This window comes from Chitinophaga sp. OAE865, assembly GCF_040546735.1.
GTDB classification, from domain to species: domain Bacteria; phylum Bacteroidota; class Bacteroidia; order Chitinophagales; family Chitinophagaceae; genus Chitinophaga; species Chitinophaga polysaccharea_A.
Map to the genome: position 1 here is coordinate 6667781 of NZ_JBEPOF010000001.1, position 17466 is coordinate 6685246.

General features: G+C 43.9%; 13 protein-coding genes and 1 tRNA gene. 5 read left to right on the forward strand and 9 right to left on the reverse strand.

Annotated features, from left to right (window positions below; translation table 11 throughout):
* Window positions 1-275 precede the first annotated feature (275 nt).
* From ABIE50_RS26650 to ABIE50_RS26660, 3 genes are all read right to left on the reverse strand, one after another.
* Window positions 276-833, reverse strand: coding sequence for a hypothetical protein (locus ABIE50_RS26650; RefSeq protein ID WP_354028194.1), 558 nt, complete (start codon window positions 831-833; stop codon window positions 276-278).
* A gap of 45 nt (window positions 834-878) precedes the next feature.
* Window positions 879-2348, reverse strand: coding sequence for a hypothetical protein (locus ABIE50_RS26655; protein WP_209865716.1), 1470 nt, complete (start codon window positions 2346-2348; stop codon window positions 879-881).
* Window positions 2349-2765: 417 nt separating this feature from the next.
* The gene (locus ABIE50_RS26660) at window positions 2766-3110 is read right to left on the reverse strand and encodes a hypothetical protein (RefSeq protein WP_209865719.1); all 345 of its coding nucleotides are present in this window, start codon (window positions 3108-3110) and stop codon (window positions 2766-2768) included.
* Window positions 3111-4017: 907 nt separating this feature from the next.
* Between ABIE50_RS26660 and ABIE50_RS26665 the strand changes: the two genes are divergently transcribed.
* A complete protein-coding gene (locus ABIE50_RS26665; protein WP_209865723.1) occupies window positions 4018-4407 on the forward strand; it encodes a hypothetical protein in 390 nt (129 codons plus the stop codon).
* Between the two features lie 90 nt (window positions 4408-4497).
* Here the strand turns inward: ABIE50_RS26665 and ABIE50_RS26670 are convergent.
* The 6 genes from ABIE50_RS26670 to ABIE50_RS26695 all read right to left on the reverse strand — a co-directional run bounded on the left by ABIE50_RS26670 (window position 4498) and on the right by ABIE50_RS26695 (window position 14208).
* Window positions 4498-4582 (reverse strand) — tRNA-Ser (locus ABIE50_RS26670).
* 210 nt (window positions 4583-4792) lie between these two features.
* Window positions 4793-6214, reverse strand: coding sequence for an efflux transporter outer membrane subunit (locus ABIE50_RS26675; protein ID WP_209865726.1), 1422 nt, complete (start codon window positions 6212-6214; stop codon window positions 4793-4795).
* 35 nt (window positions 6215-6249) lie between these two features.
* The gene (locus ABIE50_RS26680; protein ID WP_209865731.1) at window positions 6250-9414 is read right to left on the reverse strand and encodes an efflux RND transporter permease subunit; all 3165 of its coding nucleotides are present in this window, start codon (window positions 9412-9414) and stop codon (window positions 6250-6252) included.
* 136 nt (window positions 9415-9550) lie between these two features.
* Complete coding sequence (locus ABIE50_RS26685; protein ID WP_209865733.1) at window positions 9551-10744, reverse strand: efflux RND transporter periplasmic adaptor subunit; 1194 nt, start codon at window positions 10742-10744, stop codon at window positions 9551-9553.
* A 341-nt stretch (window positions 10745-11085) separates the two neighbouring features.
* On the reverse strand, window positions 11086-11970 hold the full coding sequence (locus ABIE50_RS26690) for a helix-turn-helix domain-containing protein (protein WP_209865736.1): 885 nt from the start codon (window positions 11968-11970) through the stop codon (window positions 11086-11088).
* A gap of 117 nt (window positions 11971-12087) precedes the next feature.
* Window positions 12088-14208, reverse strand: coding sequence for an endonuclease MutS2 (locus ABIE50_RS26695; RefSeq protein ID WP_209865739.1), 2121 nt, complete (start codon window positions 14206-14208; stop codon window positions 12088-12090).
* 429 nt (window positions 14209-14637) lie between these two features.
* Between ABIE50_RS26695 and msrA the strand changes: the two genes are divergently transcribed.
* The 4 genes from msrA to ygiD all read left to right on the forward strand — a co-directional run bounded on the left by msrA (window position 14638) and on the right by ygiD (window position 17397).
* Window positions 14638-15285, forward strand: coding sequence for a peptide-methionine (S)-S-oxide reductase MsrA (msrA, locus tag ABIE50_RS26700; protein WP_502913936.1), 648 nt, complete (start codon window positions 14638-14640; stop codon window positions 15283-15285).
* Window positions 15286-15646: 361 nt separating this feature from the next.
* The gene (locus tag ABIE50_RS26705) at window positions 15647-16066 is read left to right on the forward strand and encodes a hypothetical protein (RefSeq protein ID WP_209865743.1); all 420 of its coding nucleotides are present in this window, start codon (window positions 15647-15649) and stop codon (window positions 16064-16066) included.
* A gap of 57 nt (window positions 16067-16123) precedes the next feature.
* Window positions 16124-16534 carry an Rrf2 family transcriptional regulator gene (locus tag ABIE50_RS26710; RefSeq protein WP_209865748.1) on the forward strand — a complete coding sequence of 137 codons (411 nt, stop codon included), beginning with the start codon at window positions 16124-16126 and terminating at the stop codon, window positions 16532-16534.
* Window positions 16535-16575: 41 nt separating this feature from the next.
* Window positions 16576-17397: a 4,5-DOPA-extradiol-dioxygenase gene (ygiD, locus tag ABIE50_RS26715; protein WP_209865751.1), complete on the forward strand. Its 822-nt coding sequence runs from the start codon at window positions 16576-16578 to the stop codon at window positions 17395-17397.
* Window positions 17398-17466: the final 69 nt, after the last annotated feature.

Genomic DNA, 17466 nt, shown 5'->3' on the forward strand with positions numbered 1-17466 from the left:
TCCTGCTGCTTCTTTATGTAATAATTTTATGTTTACGCTGTCATCAACATTTCACCAAAGAAACAGGCGATTTTACAGGGTTCTCCAATCTGATGAAGTACCCCGGTATAGACTGGGGCTACGAGGTACGTTTCTATTGATCAACATAAATACACAGACCAATAATCTGAGATACCATGTAGAAGCGGATTGATGTTCAAAAGTAAAAAGCCGTCCCATTTTGGAGACGGCTTCAGCTTAATTATTATACTTATGGTAAATCTAAAATATCAACCCTATCTTAAACGTTCTTTTGAATGAAGGTTTCTTATGTCTGTGTTTGATATGATCAGGATACCTCGGTGTTTAAAAGATGCTCCCGGATAAAAATCATCACCCAGGAATATATTGAACCCATTGGTTTTCCAATACAATAAATCAAAATCGCCACCGTCGAGACTTTCCTGGTTAACATTTCGCGGCATCCCCAATCCTTTCGTTAAGGAATTCAACCCGGAGCTGCCTGTATTTAAAACCAGATAAAGGCTTGAAACATTTTGACTGTCCACATACGCGTAGACGCGATCTATAGGTAATCCGAAAATGGAATAAGGAACCTTTAAGCTATTTAGGACCCTATTGAATTTATAACCATACAAAGAGTGATTTTGTGCTAACTGATCGGCCAAACTCACGTATGTCTCCGAAAAATTATTCTTTATAAACTCGCGGATATCGATTTCATTGGATATTACTTTTTCTATTTCCATAAAGGTTGTTGTATCAGACTGTGAGTACACATTATAAGCTTGAAAAGTGACGAGAAAAAACAACAACAAGGCTTTTGGCATCATTTTGCTTTTGATTTAAGCAAACTTACGATCATTTTTAGCTAAAATCTACTCGCAATCATATGGGTCAGAATAATCACTTCTAATTTCTTCCATAAAAAGGATAGTCGGTGCGCCGCTACCTGTAACCCCCGCTGTGCCGCCGCTTTGAAGCATATAAGCATTTACCCTCGTTTTGAAATAGGCTATTACGGTTGCGTCACTAGGCACACTAGGGGTTTCGTCAAATTCCAGATAGGTATCGAACTTTGCGGATTGTGTAGCACGGGCGGCTATAACAGCTGCTTTACCTGGCGACACCACCTGCCCATTTGCGTAAGTAATTGGAAGTCCATAAACGATATGATTTACCCAAACAGTCCTCGTTAATCCTCCTGTTGAACCACCTTTCCATACCCATTTTAACCGAATATTATTCATGCCGGATTCCTGCCAATTTGCTGTTGTTGTTTTCAAAAAATTAAACGAACCACAATCAGTTCCGGCGGGCGCATCTGCTTCTCCGGGTTCATATCCCCAAGTTCCACCATCACCTGAACCGCCAGTCCCCCCACCACCGGTCCCCCCACCGCCAGTGCCTCCACCGGGGGCAATATCATTACATCCATAATCTATGTAATTCTCAGTTTGCGTTGACACAACAAAGTCCCACCCATTATTTATTAAGACTGTCTGATTCCATATTTGAGAAATTGCACCAGCTAATGTTGCATAATCCATTTGATAACTGCTGTACTTGATTATATTATAGTTGCCCGCTGAGGTACCATAATAAGGCCCGTTCAAATATGTCCAGCTTCCTGGAAGGTACAGATCAAGAAAATTGTGAAGCTCAGTCATGAATGCAGAATTTACCTGTGCTGAGGTTGGATAAATGGCACTAGCATACAGCAGGTAAGAAATTTGGAAATGCATCGTACAAGTTTGTTCACCTGTTAATGTGCTGAGATTCCTTTTGTTTGATGTTGTATCTGACCCTAGGCGACTGAGTCTCACCATCGGCCTTTGGGATAGTGCTTTACTCGCGTCTTCTAAAAGTTTCTTTGTAGAATCAATCCGAATTTCAGAGGGCAGATGTACCCTGGCTTTAGATAGCATCAGCAAATCCCTAGCGATAGTTGTCTTGATGGATGGGTTATTACTTCGTGTATAATCCTGAGCAAGATTATACAAACCAGCATAAAACAGTGAATCGTTTGGTTTGAGGCTAATATGAATATATTTGCTAACAATGTCCGACGATGCTGTAATTGGAATAAGCAAATGGGTTAAAGTATCCCCGATCGAACCGTACATCACATAATTATCCCATTTCAACTGCTCCGTAGGATCCAATTTACTAAGATCTCTAATGACGTTGTTGGTCGATAGCTGGGCGATAACGTCCTTGATGGATTTGTTTTTTCCGTGATATTTGGTTAACAAAACCAGGCCATCAGGCTGATTTAGGCTGTTTCTTTGGCAAGAATTGACAAGAAACAGGCTCAGAAAAAGGAACAGGTAATGGATTCTCTTCATAGAAATAAGTGTTTAGTGAATAATTGCTACTTGTATTAGGGTAAAAAAGTTTATTAAGAAAAGGGGGTAACCTTCCTCAAATTTTAGATAAATGGTTTTCGTTTTATAAAACAACTAACCCGTCTTTTTATACCGTATAATTATTACCATGATAATTTTGTTATTGGGAAACAATTAGCCAAATGGGGGATTGTGGCGGTTGAACGATAAATTGAAAAGTTTTCTCAAGTACTTTTAAATAATCAAGATTCGAATAAAAAAGCAGCCCCAAACACTATCGGGGTTGCATGTCAAATCTTTTGTAAAAATGAGTGTAACTATAATACCAAATTATTTGGAATTGACCTGCACTCCGGAAGGAAGAGCTCTTAGTAGCCGTTCGCTCTGAAATGGATGTACGGGAGATTTTTGAAGGTCTTAATGTCGACAAACTAATAATAAGCGCCCCGCACTACGCCCCGTTTTCCGGAAGTATATTAAGATCTGCCAAAGTCCTATTGGAGATAAACAGCTGCTCCACTGCTCCATGATATCATTTTCATGTCCTGAATATTCCAGCTTTAAATATTGATAAAACTTCTCTTTGGTTGTAACTGTTTCCCAGTCCATCGCGGTAAATACCGCCGGATATTTCTTTATGTTCACTATAAAACCATACAGTGCAAGATAGGTTGGGGCGTAATATAGTGCATTTTTTATGAGCTTTGCATAAAGATCTGGACTAAGAGCAAGCTCCAGATCACAGATAAACTTACTCGACATTACTGAACTTAAGCCGGACCGTAAAATGGAGGCAAAATCCGGTAGCCCTTCATCTGAAAAAAAGTAAATAAGTCTTCGTTAAACAGTTCTTCTGTCTGATCAACAGATGTCCTTTGTGTAATATTCATAACTCGCCTTGAATCTGGCTAAGGCGAAATCCTCACTCAGATTATCGCTTATCAGCGTAATAACGTTTTCTTCGAAGGCTATACTCTCCGCTACAGTAGAAAATTTAACCATCCCGGCAAAATTGATCTGGTATTTCTTTTTGGAAAAGAGGTCGAAATAATAGCATTTAAATACTGCGTTATATCGCTTAAAAACCACCCTTACATAAATTGGATGGGTAAGTGTACCGTGATAGTCTACCGGCTTTAAGCGGGTGTTCAAAAAATGAACTGGCTTAGAAATCGTTGAAGAAGAAGCTAAAGTCATCCGCTTATTTATGAAATGTATCTAAAAGATTTCCCATTAATAGTAATTAAAAATAAGGTGAAGGCAATGGGCTTTCTGCGCAAAGGTAACATGGCAGTTGAAAGGGTATTGGCGAACCCGTTTATGCAGGCTTAAACTATACCAAGGCATTTAAAGGGTATCCGGGTGGGCTATTTCCAGCACTAAACGAAAGATAATAGACTTTCCAATATGGCAAGCTGCCCAATCGAAAAAGATCCGGGCAGAAAAACCAAGAACATCATTAGATGAAAATCTGCCATTAAGGGGAGTTCTCAAATGTCATTGTGGTAATCCTATTTCCCGCGCTCCTTCCCGTGGGCGGCATGGCGGCTTATTTTACTACTATAAATGTAAACACAGCGGCCACAATAACATTAGCGCCCTAAAATCACATGAGCAGTTTTTAGGTGCATGGCGCTTGATGAGTGTTCCAAAAAAAATCGTGAAAATTATGTTTAAGAATACGGAAGCATTAATTGAAAAAGAATTAAGTGAAACCAACCAAAAGATAAAGATTAAAAAAGTCGAACTTGAAAAAGAGCAATCTAATATGGTATCGCTAGAAGGCAAATACATTGCAAACGAAATAAGCCGTGATACTTATGAGAGATGGAACGCTTCAATAACCAATAACATTAGAAATATAAATGCAGCTATCGAACGGTACAGCCAAGATCCAAACAAGGTATGGAAGATTCTAAATAAAAACATTGAGCTAATAACTGATATGGGATATGTCTATGAAAACATTGATGTTTTAGAGAAGAGAGATCTTGTAAAGATCGTGTTCGACAGCAATTTGTACTATCAAATGGTGTCTATCGAACCCCTGCAATGTTAAATATTTTCGCTCATAACGCACTGGAAATGAAGGAGAAAAACTATCTCATGTATGAAAAAAAAGGGATAACTTTTCAGTTATCCCTCACAGCGGAGAGTCAGGGATTCGAACCCCGGGACCTGTTACAGTCAACAGTTTTCAAGACTGCCGCAATCGACCGCTCTGCCAACTCTCCAGGGACGCAAAAGTATAAAAGAAATTGAAAATAAAAAAAATTTGAGCCATTATTTTTCAAACCCCACACCAGCAAGGCTTTCAGCAATAAAAAATCCCGGTTTACTGACCGTAAACCGGGATGATATGATGAAAATGACGGACCTAAGCGATCTGATGATTCTATTGCTCTGCTGATGGTCTACCCGCTTGGATCCGTCATTTGCAAAGGCTATTTCCAGCCACCGCCCAGGGAGCGGTACAGATCTACCATAGCGCTGAGGCGTTGGCGGTCTATATCTGCCTGGGCCAGTTCAGCCTGCAGGGAGCGTGATTGTGCCGTAATTACTTCCAGGTAATTAGCCATACCGCTGCGGAACAGGAGCTGGGCCTGTTGCACTGCCAGCTGTGAAGTATTTACCTGGCGGATGGCGATTTCCTGCTGCACTTTCACTTTATCCAGTTTCACCAGTGCATCACTTACCTCTCCTACTGCATTCAGGGCCGATTGCTTAAACTGGATCACCGCCTGTTCACGCTGTATTTTCGCTACCTCCAGTTGTGTTTTTAACTGGCGGCGCTGGAAGATAGGCTGGGCCACGCTTCCGGCTACTGTACCAAACAGCGAGGCCGGTAAATTAAACCAGTTGCTGGCTTTAAAAGCATTCACTCCTCCGCTGCCGGTAATGGTAAGCGTAGGGTACATACTACCTTGTGCCACGCCTACCTGTGCATTGGCGGCTACCAGTCCCATTTCGCTGGCACGTACATCCGGGCGGCGGCTGATCATGGCCGCAGGGATACCTGCCGGCAATGAATCGGTAACCTGTAAATCGCTCAGTTTAGTACTGCGTGTAATCGTTGACGGTAGTTCACCGGTTAAAATGCGCAGGGCATTTTCCTGGATAGCAATACCCTGTTCCAGCTGAGGTATCAGCAGTTCGGCAGTTTGCTGCTGTGAAATGGCCTGTTGAACACCCAGCTCTGTTACATCGCCGGCTGCTTTCTGCAGGCGGATCATTTTCACAATGGTATCGCTGAGTGCAAGATTCCTGCGCGCTACGCTGAGTTGGTTGTCCAGCATCAGCAGGTTGAAGTAGCTGTTGGCAATAGCTGCCACCAGCCCGGTTTGCACCGCATGCTGGCCTTCGTACGACTGCAAATAGGTAGCTAATGCCGCTTCCTTCTGACGCTTTATTTTACCCCAGATATCTATCTCCCACGACATACCCACACCTATACTGAAATCCTCAATATGATCACCAAGATTATTAACGGAAAGGTTCAATCCATTGAAACTGTTCTTGGAAGGGAAGTTGGTACTACCCGATGCCGTTGCTGTAAAAGCCGGTAACCAGGCTACTTTCGCCTGTTTCAGGTAGGCCTGCGCCGTCTCTACCCTCTTTACTGCCAGCTGCAGATCATAGTTGCCGGTAAGTGCCTGGCTGATCAGCTGCTGTAAGGTAGCATCTGTAAAAAATTTCTTCCATTCTATTTCTGCTATACTGCTGGTGTCTGAAGGCGCAGTGTCATTATTGAACTGCTGTGGCAGCGCCACCGGCGGCCGCTCGTAATTGCGGCCTACCCGGCATGCTGCTAACCCTACAACTAAGGAGAACAACAAAAAGTAAAATGAGCTATAACTTGTTTTCATTTGTCTTTTTTCTGATTCTGATAATAGATAATATTTTAGTGTACCAGTTTTGCCTCATGTTCTGCTTCCAATTCCACTATCGGCTTACTGCTGATTTTCTCTTGCAGGAACTGGAAAATTACAAACAGCACGGGTATGATGAATACCCCCAGGACCACCCCGGTAAACATGCCACCTACAGTACTCCAACCAATTGAATGATTACCTTTGGCAGATGCACCTTGTGTAAAGATTAATGGCAACATACCAACAATAAAGGCAAAGGAAGTCATCAATATCGGACGAAGACGAAGCTGTGCTGCTTCCAAAGCTGCCTGAACAAGCTTATAGCCTGCCCTTCGCCGTTGTATGGCAAACTCCACGATCAGGATCGCATTTTTAGCCAATAATCCTATCAGCATGATCATACCAATTTGTACGTAGATATTGCCCTCTATGCCGCTAAGGCCAATGAAACTATATACACCCAATATACCCGTAGGTACGGTAAGGATTACTGCCAGTGGCAGGATATAGCTTTCATACTGTGCAGCCAGCAGGAAGAATACGAACAATACACTCAATAAAAACACGAACGCAGTTTGGTTCCCTGCTCTTATCTCTTCCCTTGTAATACCTGTAAACTCGTAGGCATATCCCTGTGGTAATGCCTTTTTCGATACTTCTCCAATGGCTTTAATTACATCACCGGTACTATAACCTGGTTTGGGTGTAGCATTAATGGTAACAGCAGTATACAGGTTGTTTCGTGTAACTGTTTCCGGACCATATACACGTGTGAATTTGGCCACTGTACTTACCGGTACCATCGTACCCAGGTTGTTCTTTACATAAATAGCATCCAATGAACTTTTATCCATCCGGTATGAAATATCGGCCTGCGCCATTACGCGGCTATATTTACCGAAACGGTTAAAGTCCGAAACGAAACTACTACCATAATATGTTTGCATCGTACTCAACAAATCACCAACAGATACACCCAACTGTTTCACTTTTACTTCATCTATATCAATGGTGTATTGTGGATTCCCCGTATTAAAAGTAGTGAACGCACTTGCCACTTCCGGCCGTTGACTTAATGCACCAACAAAACCCCATGCAGTTCCCGCTAATTTCTCCAGCGATCCGTTTGTTCTGTCCTGCAACATCATTTCTACCCCGCTCACGTTACCGAAACCCTGTATTGTTGGAAAACCAACAAAAAAAGTCAGGGCATCATGTACTTGCATTGATTTGCCTAACAAGCCGCCTGCAATTGCAGTCGGGTCTTTTATAACACCTCTCTCCTTACGATCTTTTAACCTCACAAATATCGCAGCATTAGGGGAAGCGTTCGCATTTGTTACGAAGTTCATCCCATTTGCAGCCCATACATCGCTCACTCCCTCATCTTTCATCGTAATTTTACTGATCTGGCTCGTTGCATTCTCCGTTCTGCTAAGTGAACTACCGGGAGGTGTTTGGGTAATACCAACTACAAACCCCTGGTCTTCATCCGGAATAAACCCGGTGGGTGTCGTTTTGATCAGCCAGAATGTTGCAACCACCACAAGTAATAATCCGGTAATGGCCACCCATCTGTTTTTCAGCAGGAATTTGATGCTCCGTATATATCTTGCCGTCATGGCATTAAAAGCGGTATTGAACGCATCGAAGAAGCGGGCGCCAAAACCTTTTTTCTTTCCACCTTCGCCTATATGCTGGTTCTTTAAGAATAAAGCACACAACGCCGGGCTTAGCGTTAACGCATTCACCGCAGAAATAAAGATAGCAATGGCCAGTGTAAAGGCGAATTGTTTATAGAATACGCCTGCAGGACCCTGTACAAAGCTCACTGGTACAAACACCGCTGCCATTACCAATGTGATCGAAACAATCGCACCGGATATCTCGCTCATCGTTTTAACTGTTGCCTCTCTTGCCGGCAAATGCTCACGTTCCATCGTTGAGTGCACGGCCTCTACCACCACAATGGCATCATCCACCACAATACCGATAGCCAGTACCAATGCGAACAATGTAAGCAGGTTAATGCTAAAACCGAATAATTGTAAGAAGAAGAAGGTACCTATAATTGAAACAGGAACAGCAATTACCGGGATCAATGTAGAGCGGAAATCCTGCAGGAAAACGAAAACCACGATGGCCACAAGGATGAACGCAATGATCAGTGTTTCTTTTACCTGGTCGATAGATGCATCCAAAAATTCCTTCGAATTATACATGATCTTAAACTTCATACCATCGGGCAACGCCTTATCAAATTCTCCAATCTGTCGCTCCAGTTCTGTAAGAATTTCATTGGCATTGGAACCCGGTGTCTGCACAATACCAAAACCAGTAGCCGGTTTGCCGTCGAGCAAATTCGAGGCAGTATAAGTATAGCCGCCAAGTTCAACCCTGGCCAAATCTTTAAGACGAAGAACAGAACCATCGTTCTTTGCCTTAATCACCATATTTTCATACTCTTCAGGCTTATTTAACTTTCCCTTGTATTTAATAATATACTCGAAAGATTCTTTACTGCTTTGTCCCAAACGGCCTGGTGCAGCTTCTACGTTCTGATCTCTGATCGCATTCATCACTTCTGCTGTAGAAAGATTATTAGCAACAAGCCTGTCTGGTTTCAACCAGATACGCATCGAATAATCCTTTGAACCAAATGGCTGTACCTGAGCCACCCCTGGTATACGTTGTAACTGAGGGATGATATTAATCCTTGCATAGTTATTTAAGAACAGTTCGTTGTACTTAACGCTATCCTCGCTATATATCGCCACAAACATCAGGAAGCTGCTCTGCACTTTCTGTGTAGAAAGCCCGGCCTGTAATACTTCGGGAGGTAGCTGGCTATTAGCTTTGGATACGCGGTTTTGTACGTTTACCGCTGCAATATCAGGATCCGTTCCCTGTTTAAAAAAAACTGTCAGAACATAGCTACCATCGTTATTGGAATTGGAGGTCATGTATGTCATGTTCTCCACACCATTTACCGATTCTTCTATGGGGATAGCAACTGTACGGGCTATCACCTCCCCGTTGGCGCCAGGGTAATTGGCTATAACCTGTACAGATGGCGGCGCAATCTCAGGAAATAAAGCCGTAGGCAGGGAGAATAAAGACAACCCTCCCAGTATAACCAATATGATAGAAATAACCGTTGATAATACCGGTCTTTCAATAAATCGTTTTAACATAAATATCAATTATGGGTTGCGGTATGTCCGCACGAGCACAGACAGTGCATGTGTGTAATAACACTGCCTGCGTCGCAATTTGAATAATGTTTTGTGTAAACGTTTTAACACCAGCGTGTTTTCACGCTTAATTATTTTAAAGCAGCGGCTTTGCTTTCAACAAACTATCTATAGATACCATCTCTGGATGAATAACAACGCCATCTTTTAAACCACCCATCATCATGGTAGATTGAGAAGATAATACAATCTTATCTCCCACCTTTACGCCATCAGTAACAAAATAATAATTAGACGTTTTGCCGGAAATGGTTAGTGGTTTTGTAACGATTTTATTGCTATCGGCCACGGTATAAACGAACACTTTGTCCTGCAATTCAAACGTGGCTTCCTGAGGAATTACCAATGCAGAAGCATGTAAAGTAGGTACTCTGACCTTACCGGTGATACCACTTCTGAGTACTCCCTGGGCATTAGGAAAGCTGGCACGTAAACTAATTGCACCAATAGTTTTGTCAAACTGCCCTTCCACTATTTCAACTTTTCCTTTTTCAGGATAAACGCTTCCATCTGCCAGGATTAATTCTACCGGCGGCATTCCTTTTACTTTTTCAGCAACGCTGTTACCTGGGTATTTTTCCTTGAATTTGAGGAAATCGGTTTCACTCAAAGAAAAATAAACACGCATATCCTTTACTTCAGAAATAGTGGTCAATGCGCCTGCCATTCCCCTGCTAACAAGACTTCCGGTTTTGAAGGGAATAGTACCTACATAACCATCGCTGGGTGCGCTGATATTTGTGAACCCAAGATTAATGCGGGCGGCTTCTACCTGGGCCTGTGCCTGGGCAACAGTAGCTTTCGCTGAATTGTAACTTGCTTCGGCCGATTTTAATTGAACATCCGATACCACATTATTACTAAGTAGCGGTTTCAATTTATCAACGTTGATTTTTGCATTCTCTAATGCCGCTGTTGCAGCTTGTAAATTTGCAGTGGCATTGTTAAGTTGCTCTACATAAGGTCTTCTGTCGATCGTGAAAAGTGTTTGCCCTTTTCTGACGTAAGCACCTTCATCTACCGAAATATTCGTTAGATAGCCGTCTACCTGCGGTCTTATTTCCACATCACGGGTTCCCTCTACCGAAGCAGGGAAATCCTGAAACGTTGTAGCAGGTAATGTAACTGCTTTAATTACAGGTAAAGATGCTGGTGGCGGTGCTTCATTCTTCGCCTGCGATGTGCTGCAGGCAGACAATACGGAAAGAACTATAAAACTATAAAGTAAGCCTGCCGGCAAATTTGTAAATGTTGATTTCAATGGTTTCATTACTACTTTGTTTTAAATTACTAACAATAAAATTCCCCCGTGCGGTCAAGGCAGGTAACGGCAGCCTTGCTTCGCAGCAATCAATATCAGTGACAGCAATCGGGTTGTGAAATACAGGTAGGTAGCCCGCAATACTCAGACACCTATAATGTTACAGCACATTATACGTTTGAGCACAGCAATTTGTTACTACTGTAAAAAGAAATTGAAGATTTGCGGTTGGCCGCTAAAAAATTCTCATCGGTTTTCAAATTTTGAATGATGCACGGGCGACATCATTATTTTAAACACAATGCAAAAATAGATATTTAAAGTTAACGGACGTTTAAATTATTACGGGTTTAATTGTACTTTTCACGGATACTCTTTTGAAATGATGCAGGAGTGAATCCGGAATGCTTTTTAAAGAAACGGTTAAAATAGGCATCATCTTCAAAATTCAACCGCGCTGCTATCTGCTTAATAGAGTGCTCACCCCAATACAGTAGCCGTTTTGCTTCCATAATGCGCTTTTCATCGATGATGAATTTTGCATTTCTTCCAAGCAACGCTTTTACGGTATCATTTAAATGTCCCGGTGAAACGTACAACATTTCTGCATAGTCAGATACCTGCGCTTTTTCATGAAAATGCTGATCAACCAGTATCTTAAACTGCCGCGCCATATTATATTGTGAACTTTCTGCATTCATCCAGTTACCGGATGGCTCAGAAATACGCCCACATGCAATAACGAAGGCATTCAACAGATTACGGATAATCGCTTCCTTACGCAGCTTGTCGCCGTTGTATTCTTTCCTGATCAGGTCTGCATACGACAATACTTCTTCCAGCTGCTCCTCATTCAACGGCACCATACCTGAACTGAACACACAGCGCCAGCAACTCACCACTCCCTGCATTTCGGGCACCAGGAAGTCGTTGGTGAAATATATATTAATTAACTCCGCATCTTCACTCATTTCATGCTGGTGTACCTGGTTAGGCTCCATCAGCATCAGCGCCGGCGCCGTCATATCATATCTTTTAAAATCGATCGACTGCCGTATGCTGCCCTTTATCAATATATCTATGCTATATCCGTTATGACGATGGGGAACATTCATATCACCCATACATTCAAGTCCGTTCCATTCACTCATGAAAAAATTAGCCCCTTCTGCGTAGTCGCAGTTATAAACCTGTACATCCGAATTTCGTGTTACAACACGTTCTAATAGTTCCATTGGTTTACTAATTTATAGGTGACCACCATTAAAATTTGAGGAGTAAAGGTAGTTGAATAAACATGGTTGCTCCAACTATACCGCTTATAGATAATTTCTATATTGCCTCCTTCTATATCATTTCCCTTCCTCAACCTTTTCCGCAGGTTTTTCCTGCACCAGTACAAGATCGCTCAGCTTCACATTGATAGGAATATTACCGATCTTTACAATAGCACGCTTGTCGCGTATCTCCAGCACCTTACCTACCTGCCGGTTGGTAACTATCTTCACCTGGGTACCTACTTCTATCTGTCCTTTGATCTCCTCAAATTTGTCCTGCACTTTTTTATTGAGATGTTCTGTATGCTGTTTCTCGCGGCGGCGGAACAACAGGATCTCCGCCTGCTTCATTACTTTCTCCTTGTCATCGGCGCGTTTCCACTCTACCACAATCTGCTTCAGCTTACGTTCCATATCTTTCAGGTACTGCAGGTCATCTTCCTTGATCTGGTTCTGTAATTTCAGCAAAGTATACTGCTGCTGCTTACGTTCTTTATCTGCCAGGATCTCGTATTCCTTTTTCAAACGCTCATTTTCCTTCAGTAATTTCTGCAGCTCTTTCTCTTTATGTTCTATTTGCTGCAGATCCTGTTCAGCTTTGTTCAGCAGCTTATCCAGCTGGAAATGGCCTTCATCCACCAGTTTCTTGGCCCGCGCAATAAGCGAGGGATGCAAACCGATCCTTTCAGCAATGGAGAATGTATAGGAACTGCCTGGTTTACCCACCATCAGTTTATACATAGGCATCAGGGTTTGTTCATCAAAGCCCATAGCCCCGTTAACGATCCCTTTTACCTTGTTGGCCATTACCTTCAGGTTCAGGTAGTGCGTGGTAACCACTCCATACGCATGCTTTTTCGCCAGCTCCTCCATGATCACCTCCGCAAAAGCACCGCCCAGGTTTGGATCGGATCCGCTTCCCAGCTCATCTATAAAGAACAGGGTTCTGCCATTGGCGTTTTCCATGAAGTATTTCATGTTCTTGAGATGGGAACTGTAGGTGCTCAGCTCAAATTCAAGCGATTGCGTGTCCCCGATATGGATCATCAGCTGTTTAAAAATGCCGATCTGAGACGACGGGTGTACCGGCACCAGCAGGCCCGACTGCAGCATCAGCTGGATAAGCCCTATGGTTTTCAGGGTCACCGTTTTACCGCCCGCATTAGGCCCGCTGATCACCAGGATATGTGCATCCTTATCCAGGTTAATGCTCACCGGGATGGTAGGCTTCTGGTTTTTCCGGTTATAAAGCAGCAGCAACGGGTGATAGGCCTGTATAAGATTGAGCTGAGAATGCGGTACCAGCATGGGGTAATTGGCATCCATATCCAGCGCCAGTTTGGCTTTTCCCCGGATAAAATCGAAGGTGCCAAGTATCTCATGATAGCCGTTCAACAGGAAGGAAAACCCGCTTAAGGCGGCTGTCATGGCTTTGAGGATACGGTATACCTCGCGGCCTTCCTCCCTTTCAAGCGACTGTATATCATTATTAAGCTCTATGGTTTCTTCGGGTTCCAGGAAGGAAGTCTTACGTGTGTCAGATTCCCCGTGAATGATCCCCTTTACCATGCGCTTATTTTCCGCATAAATGGCCACTACCCTGCGCCCGTTGAGGAAAGCTTCCTCCTGGTCGGCCAGGTAGTTGAGTTTCTGCAGCTTCTGCAGGATGCGGTCAAACACACGCCGTAATTCCGTACGCTTGCGATACAGCGAAATACGGATACGGGCCAGTTCCTGGGAAGCATTGTCCCTTACCTGCCCGGTTTCATCCAGCACCTCATCGATGGTAGCAGTGATCTTTTTTTCATAATGGGTTTCTTTGATCACCTCAAACAATGCGGGATACTGGGTACGGCGGTCGTGGTCAAAAAAGCGGACAATGCTATGCATGCTTTCTGCCAGTTTACGCAGCAGCATGGCCTGTTCCCCGGTTAGCACCGCGCCTTCGATAGACAGCAGGCGCAGTTCCCTTTTGAGGTTCAGTATAAAATCGTTCGGAAAGTTTTCCTGTAACAGGGTGAGTTGTTTATATTCATGTGCCTGTTGCAGGGCAGTTTTTACGTAATCTATATGCGTGTGCAGGCGGAGCGCTGCGGCCATTTCCTTGCCCAGCTCAGTTTTGCAATGCTCTTGCAGCAAAGCCTGTACTTTGTCGAATTCCAACTGCATCAACGCAGATTCAGGAAAATATTTCAAGTGTTATTTATTTAAAGTAAAAAGGCACCAACAATCGGGTATTGTTCGTGTCTGCGTAAAAGGTTTACGTTCATATGCGCGCAAAGGCGCTGCCAATATAGTGGCGGAGAAAGCTGATCCGGGAAAATTGATTAATTCTTGTTCATCTTTATTGTCATTATGCTATCAAACGTTATCCGGCAATTCCGGCTTACTATCGGTTCCTGCTGCTGCTGACGTATGCTTCTAAGCGTTTTCCGGGGCGCTCCTAAGTTCCCGGAAACTGCAAAAGAATGTTAAAGTTACTTAACTTGTCCGTCTCCTCCATCATATATTACGTAAATTATAAAAAGGAAAGGCTTTTCAAAGATGCCCGGAATAGCTGCAACGCCTTAACAGCAGGGATTCCGGACATATAAAAAAAAGCTGCATCTTTGAAATATTATTTTTATGAGAAAGTATTCAATATTCATTTGCCTGGTTGCCCTGGCGTTTTCTGCCTGCGCCCAGCAAAAAAAAGACAAAGTGCCAGGAGATATGGAAGTAAGCAAGAATGAAAAAACGGCTACAGCCACCTTCGGAGGCGGTTGCTTCTGGTGTACAGAAGCCCAGTTCCAGTACCTCGACGGGGTAATTAAAGTACAATCCGGCTATGCCGGGGGTAATGTGCCCAATCCTACCTACGAGCAGGTGTGCACCGGCACCACCGGCCATGCAGAAGTGATCCGGGTTACCTACGATCCCGCCAGGATCAGCTATGAGGAACTGCTCCAGGCCTTCTGGCTAAGCCACGACCCCACCCAGCTGAACAGGCAGGGGAATGATGTGGGAACACAGTATCGCAGCGTGATCTTCTATAATAATGAGGACCAGAAAGAGAAAGCGGAATTTTATAAGAAGAAGCTGCAGGAATCCGGGGCATACGACAAACCCATTGTAACGGAAATTGCGCCGCTTACTACCTTTTATGAGGCGGAAGACTACCACCAGAACTATTATAACCAGAACGGGTCCCAGCCATATTGCACCTTTGTGATCAAGCCCAAGCTGGAAAAGTTCAAAAAAGCGTTTGCGGGGCATCTGAAAAAGCAGCCGTGAAGCGGCATTACAGCACCCGCCGGTTTTTCCAGGTAATAAAACCAGGGGAAGCTAACTGTAAAGCTTACGCTGTATTTAATACGTCAACTGTAAGGTTTTCAGTACTAAAACACCGGCAGGTCACTGTATGGATAGAGCATAGCTCCGGTATGGATACTCCCGGTTTCCGCCGTATTTCCGCCGTAGATACGCCATATTTCCGCCGTAGATACCCTGTATCTATATAAATACGGCTTATCTACGTCGGATCATTATTTGTCACCCAGGTATAATCTTCCTCTTACTGCCTTTATAGTTATAGCTGAAACCTGGAAAACTTTCATTAACTTATGCAGCAGTTAAATAAAAAGTTCCACCATTAATGAGCACTGTACAAGTATGTCCCTGGTGTGGGAGCACGGATATTATCCGTACCATACCGGAAAAAGACCCTTTTAACGTATTGGTTATCTGCCAAAGCTGTCAAAAGGTAATTATAGACGAAACGTCCCCGGAGAAACGGAAAAATTCAGCTACTAAACGTACCATAGAAGAAAAAACCATACAACTGAGCCTGCATTCCGGGAAATTGCACGCCATTAAGTACTACCTGACAGAAATGAATAAGCTTCCGGGCACCAATATCGGCCTCCTGGAAGCCAAAGAAGCCGTGGAAGCCCTGATTGGCGCCCGTGGAGTGGCCAGCGCCGTAAAACAGCCCAGCCGGAACGGTTGCGTGATCGCCCTTATTATACTTGTGCTCATCATTGCCAGCATCGTTTACTTCTATACCCACAGATAAATTTTTCCGTTCCCTCCTATTATTGTACTTTTGTACTGTAATAAAGTAGATTACAGAATGAACAACGGAAGATTTCCCATATCACTGCATATTCTCACGCTGCTGGCCAGCGCGGAAGGGGAACTCCTGTCGTCCGACTATATTGCCGGCAGCATTAATATTAACCCCGTACTGGTACGGAAGGAAATCAGCAACCTTCGCAACCACGGGCTTATAGAAAGCAAGGAAGGTAAAAACGGGGGCGCCACACTGGCTAAACCAGCCGAAAAGATCCGGCTGGCCGACGTATACCACGCCGTACAACAGGCTTCGCTGCTGGGAAACAGTAAGAATAAGCCTAACCCCGATTGCCCCGTAGGAAAACAGATCAATCAGCATCTGGACCACCTCTACCAGGAAATTGAGGGCGCCCTGCTGCATAAACTGGAAAAAATGAGCCTGGCCGACTTCTTACGCCAGTTCGCATAAATTTTATCATCAAAGGCATTGCTGCCACCAGGAGGAATAGCATGCAACTCAACGATCTCAGGAATATCACCGGCGAATTTAAAAACAGCGCCCGTATGCCCGTCATGTTTATCGGGCACGGAAATCCAATGAACGGTATCATGGATAACCCTTTTACACGGGCGCTGGGTAGCATGGGACAGGATTTACCTCAAAAGCCCAGTGCCATCCTGGTAATATCCGCCCACTGGCTCACGAAAGGCACCCACGTGCTGGTAGCGCCCCAACCGGAAACCATCCACGACTTTGGCGGGTTCCCGGAGGCGTTATATGCCGTACAGTACCCTGCGCCCGGCGCACCGGAACTGGCACGGGAAACCAAAGAACTGATTACCTCCACCAACGTGATAGAAGACGATCACTGGGGGCTGGACCACGGTTCATGGACGGTACTGAAACATATGTACCCCATGGCGGATATCCCTGTGTTCCAGTTAAGCATCGATTATCACCAGCCACCGGAATATCATTTTAAACTGGCTGCTGAACTGAAAGCACTGCGGAATAAAGGCGTACTGATCATGGGAAGCGGTAATATTGTGCATAACCTCCGGCAGGTACTGTTCACGGATAATGCAAAACCATTCGACTGGGCCGTTTCCTTTGACCAAACCGTGAAGCACAAACTGGAACAGGGCGCATTCGCCGATCTGGTGAATTATCATTCCCTGGGCAGGGAAGCGCAACTGTCGGTTCCAACCAACGATCATTATCTCCCAATGATCTATACACTGGGACTGGTCGGTAAAAACGAGGAAATAAAATTTACTTACGAAGAAATACAAAACGGCAGTATCAGCATGCGATGCTTTAAAACTGCTTAAGTGACCATAGAAACCGATTAAAACGCAAAATGAAGGCTTTGGGATTCGTTTAAATGATGGCCCCATAAG

Excerpts from the sequence above, each read along its gene's own strand:
- ABIE50_RS26650 (WP_354028194.1), bottom strand. The coding sequence starts at position 833 with ATGATGCCAAAAGCCTTGTTGTTGTTTTTTCTCGTCACTTTTCAAGCT.
- ABIE50_RS26655 (WP_209865716.1), bottom strand. The coding sequence starts at position 2,348 with ATGAAGAGAATCCATTACCTGTTCCTTTTTCTGAGCCTGTTTCTTGTC.
- ABIE50_RS26660 (WP_209865719.1), bottom strand. The coding sequence starts at position 3,110 with ATGTCGAGTAAGTTTATCTGTGATCTGGAGCTTGCTCTTAGTCCAGAT.
- ABIE50_RS26665 (WP_209865723.1), top strand. The coding sequence starts at position 4,018 with ATGTTTAAGAATACGGAAGCATTAATTGAAAAAGAATTAAGTGAAACC.
- ABIE50_RS26675 (WP_209865726.1), bottom strand. The coding sequence starts at position 6,214 with ATGAAAACAAGTTATAGCTCATTTTACTTTTTGTTGTTCTCCTTAGTT.
- ABIE50_RS26680 (WP_209865731.1), bottom strand. The coding sequence starts at position 9,414 with ATGTTAAAACGATTTATTGAAAGACCGGTATTATCAACGGTTATTTCT.
- ABIE50_RS26685 (WP_209865733.1), bottom strand. The coding sequence starts at position 10,744 with ATGAAACCATTGAAATCAACATTTACAAATTTGCCGGCAGGCTTACTT.
- ABIE50_RS26690 (WP_209865736.1), bottom strand. The coding sequence starts at position 11,970 with ATGGAACTATTAGAACGTGTTGTAACACGAAATTCGGATGTACAGGTT.
- msrA (WP_502913936.1), top strand. The coding sequence starts at position 14,638 with ATGAGAAAGTATTCAATATTCATTTGCCTGGTTGCCCTGGCGTTTTCT.
- ABIE50_RS26705 (WP_209865743.1), top strand. The coding sequence starts at position 15,647 with ATGAGCACTGTACAAGTATGTCCCTGGTGTGGGAGCACGGATATTATC.
- ABIE50_RS26710 (WP_209865748.1), top strand. The coding sequence starts at position 16,124 with ATGAACAACGGAAGATTTCCCATATCACTGCATATTCTCACGCTGCTG.
- ygiD (WP_209865751.1), top strand. The coding sequence starts at position 16,576 with ATGCAACTCAACGATCTCAGGAATATCACCGGCGAATTTAAAAACAGC.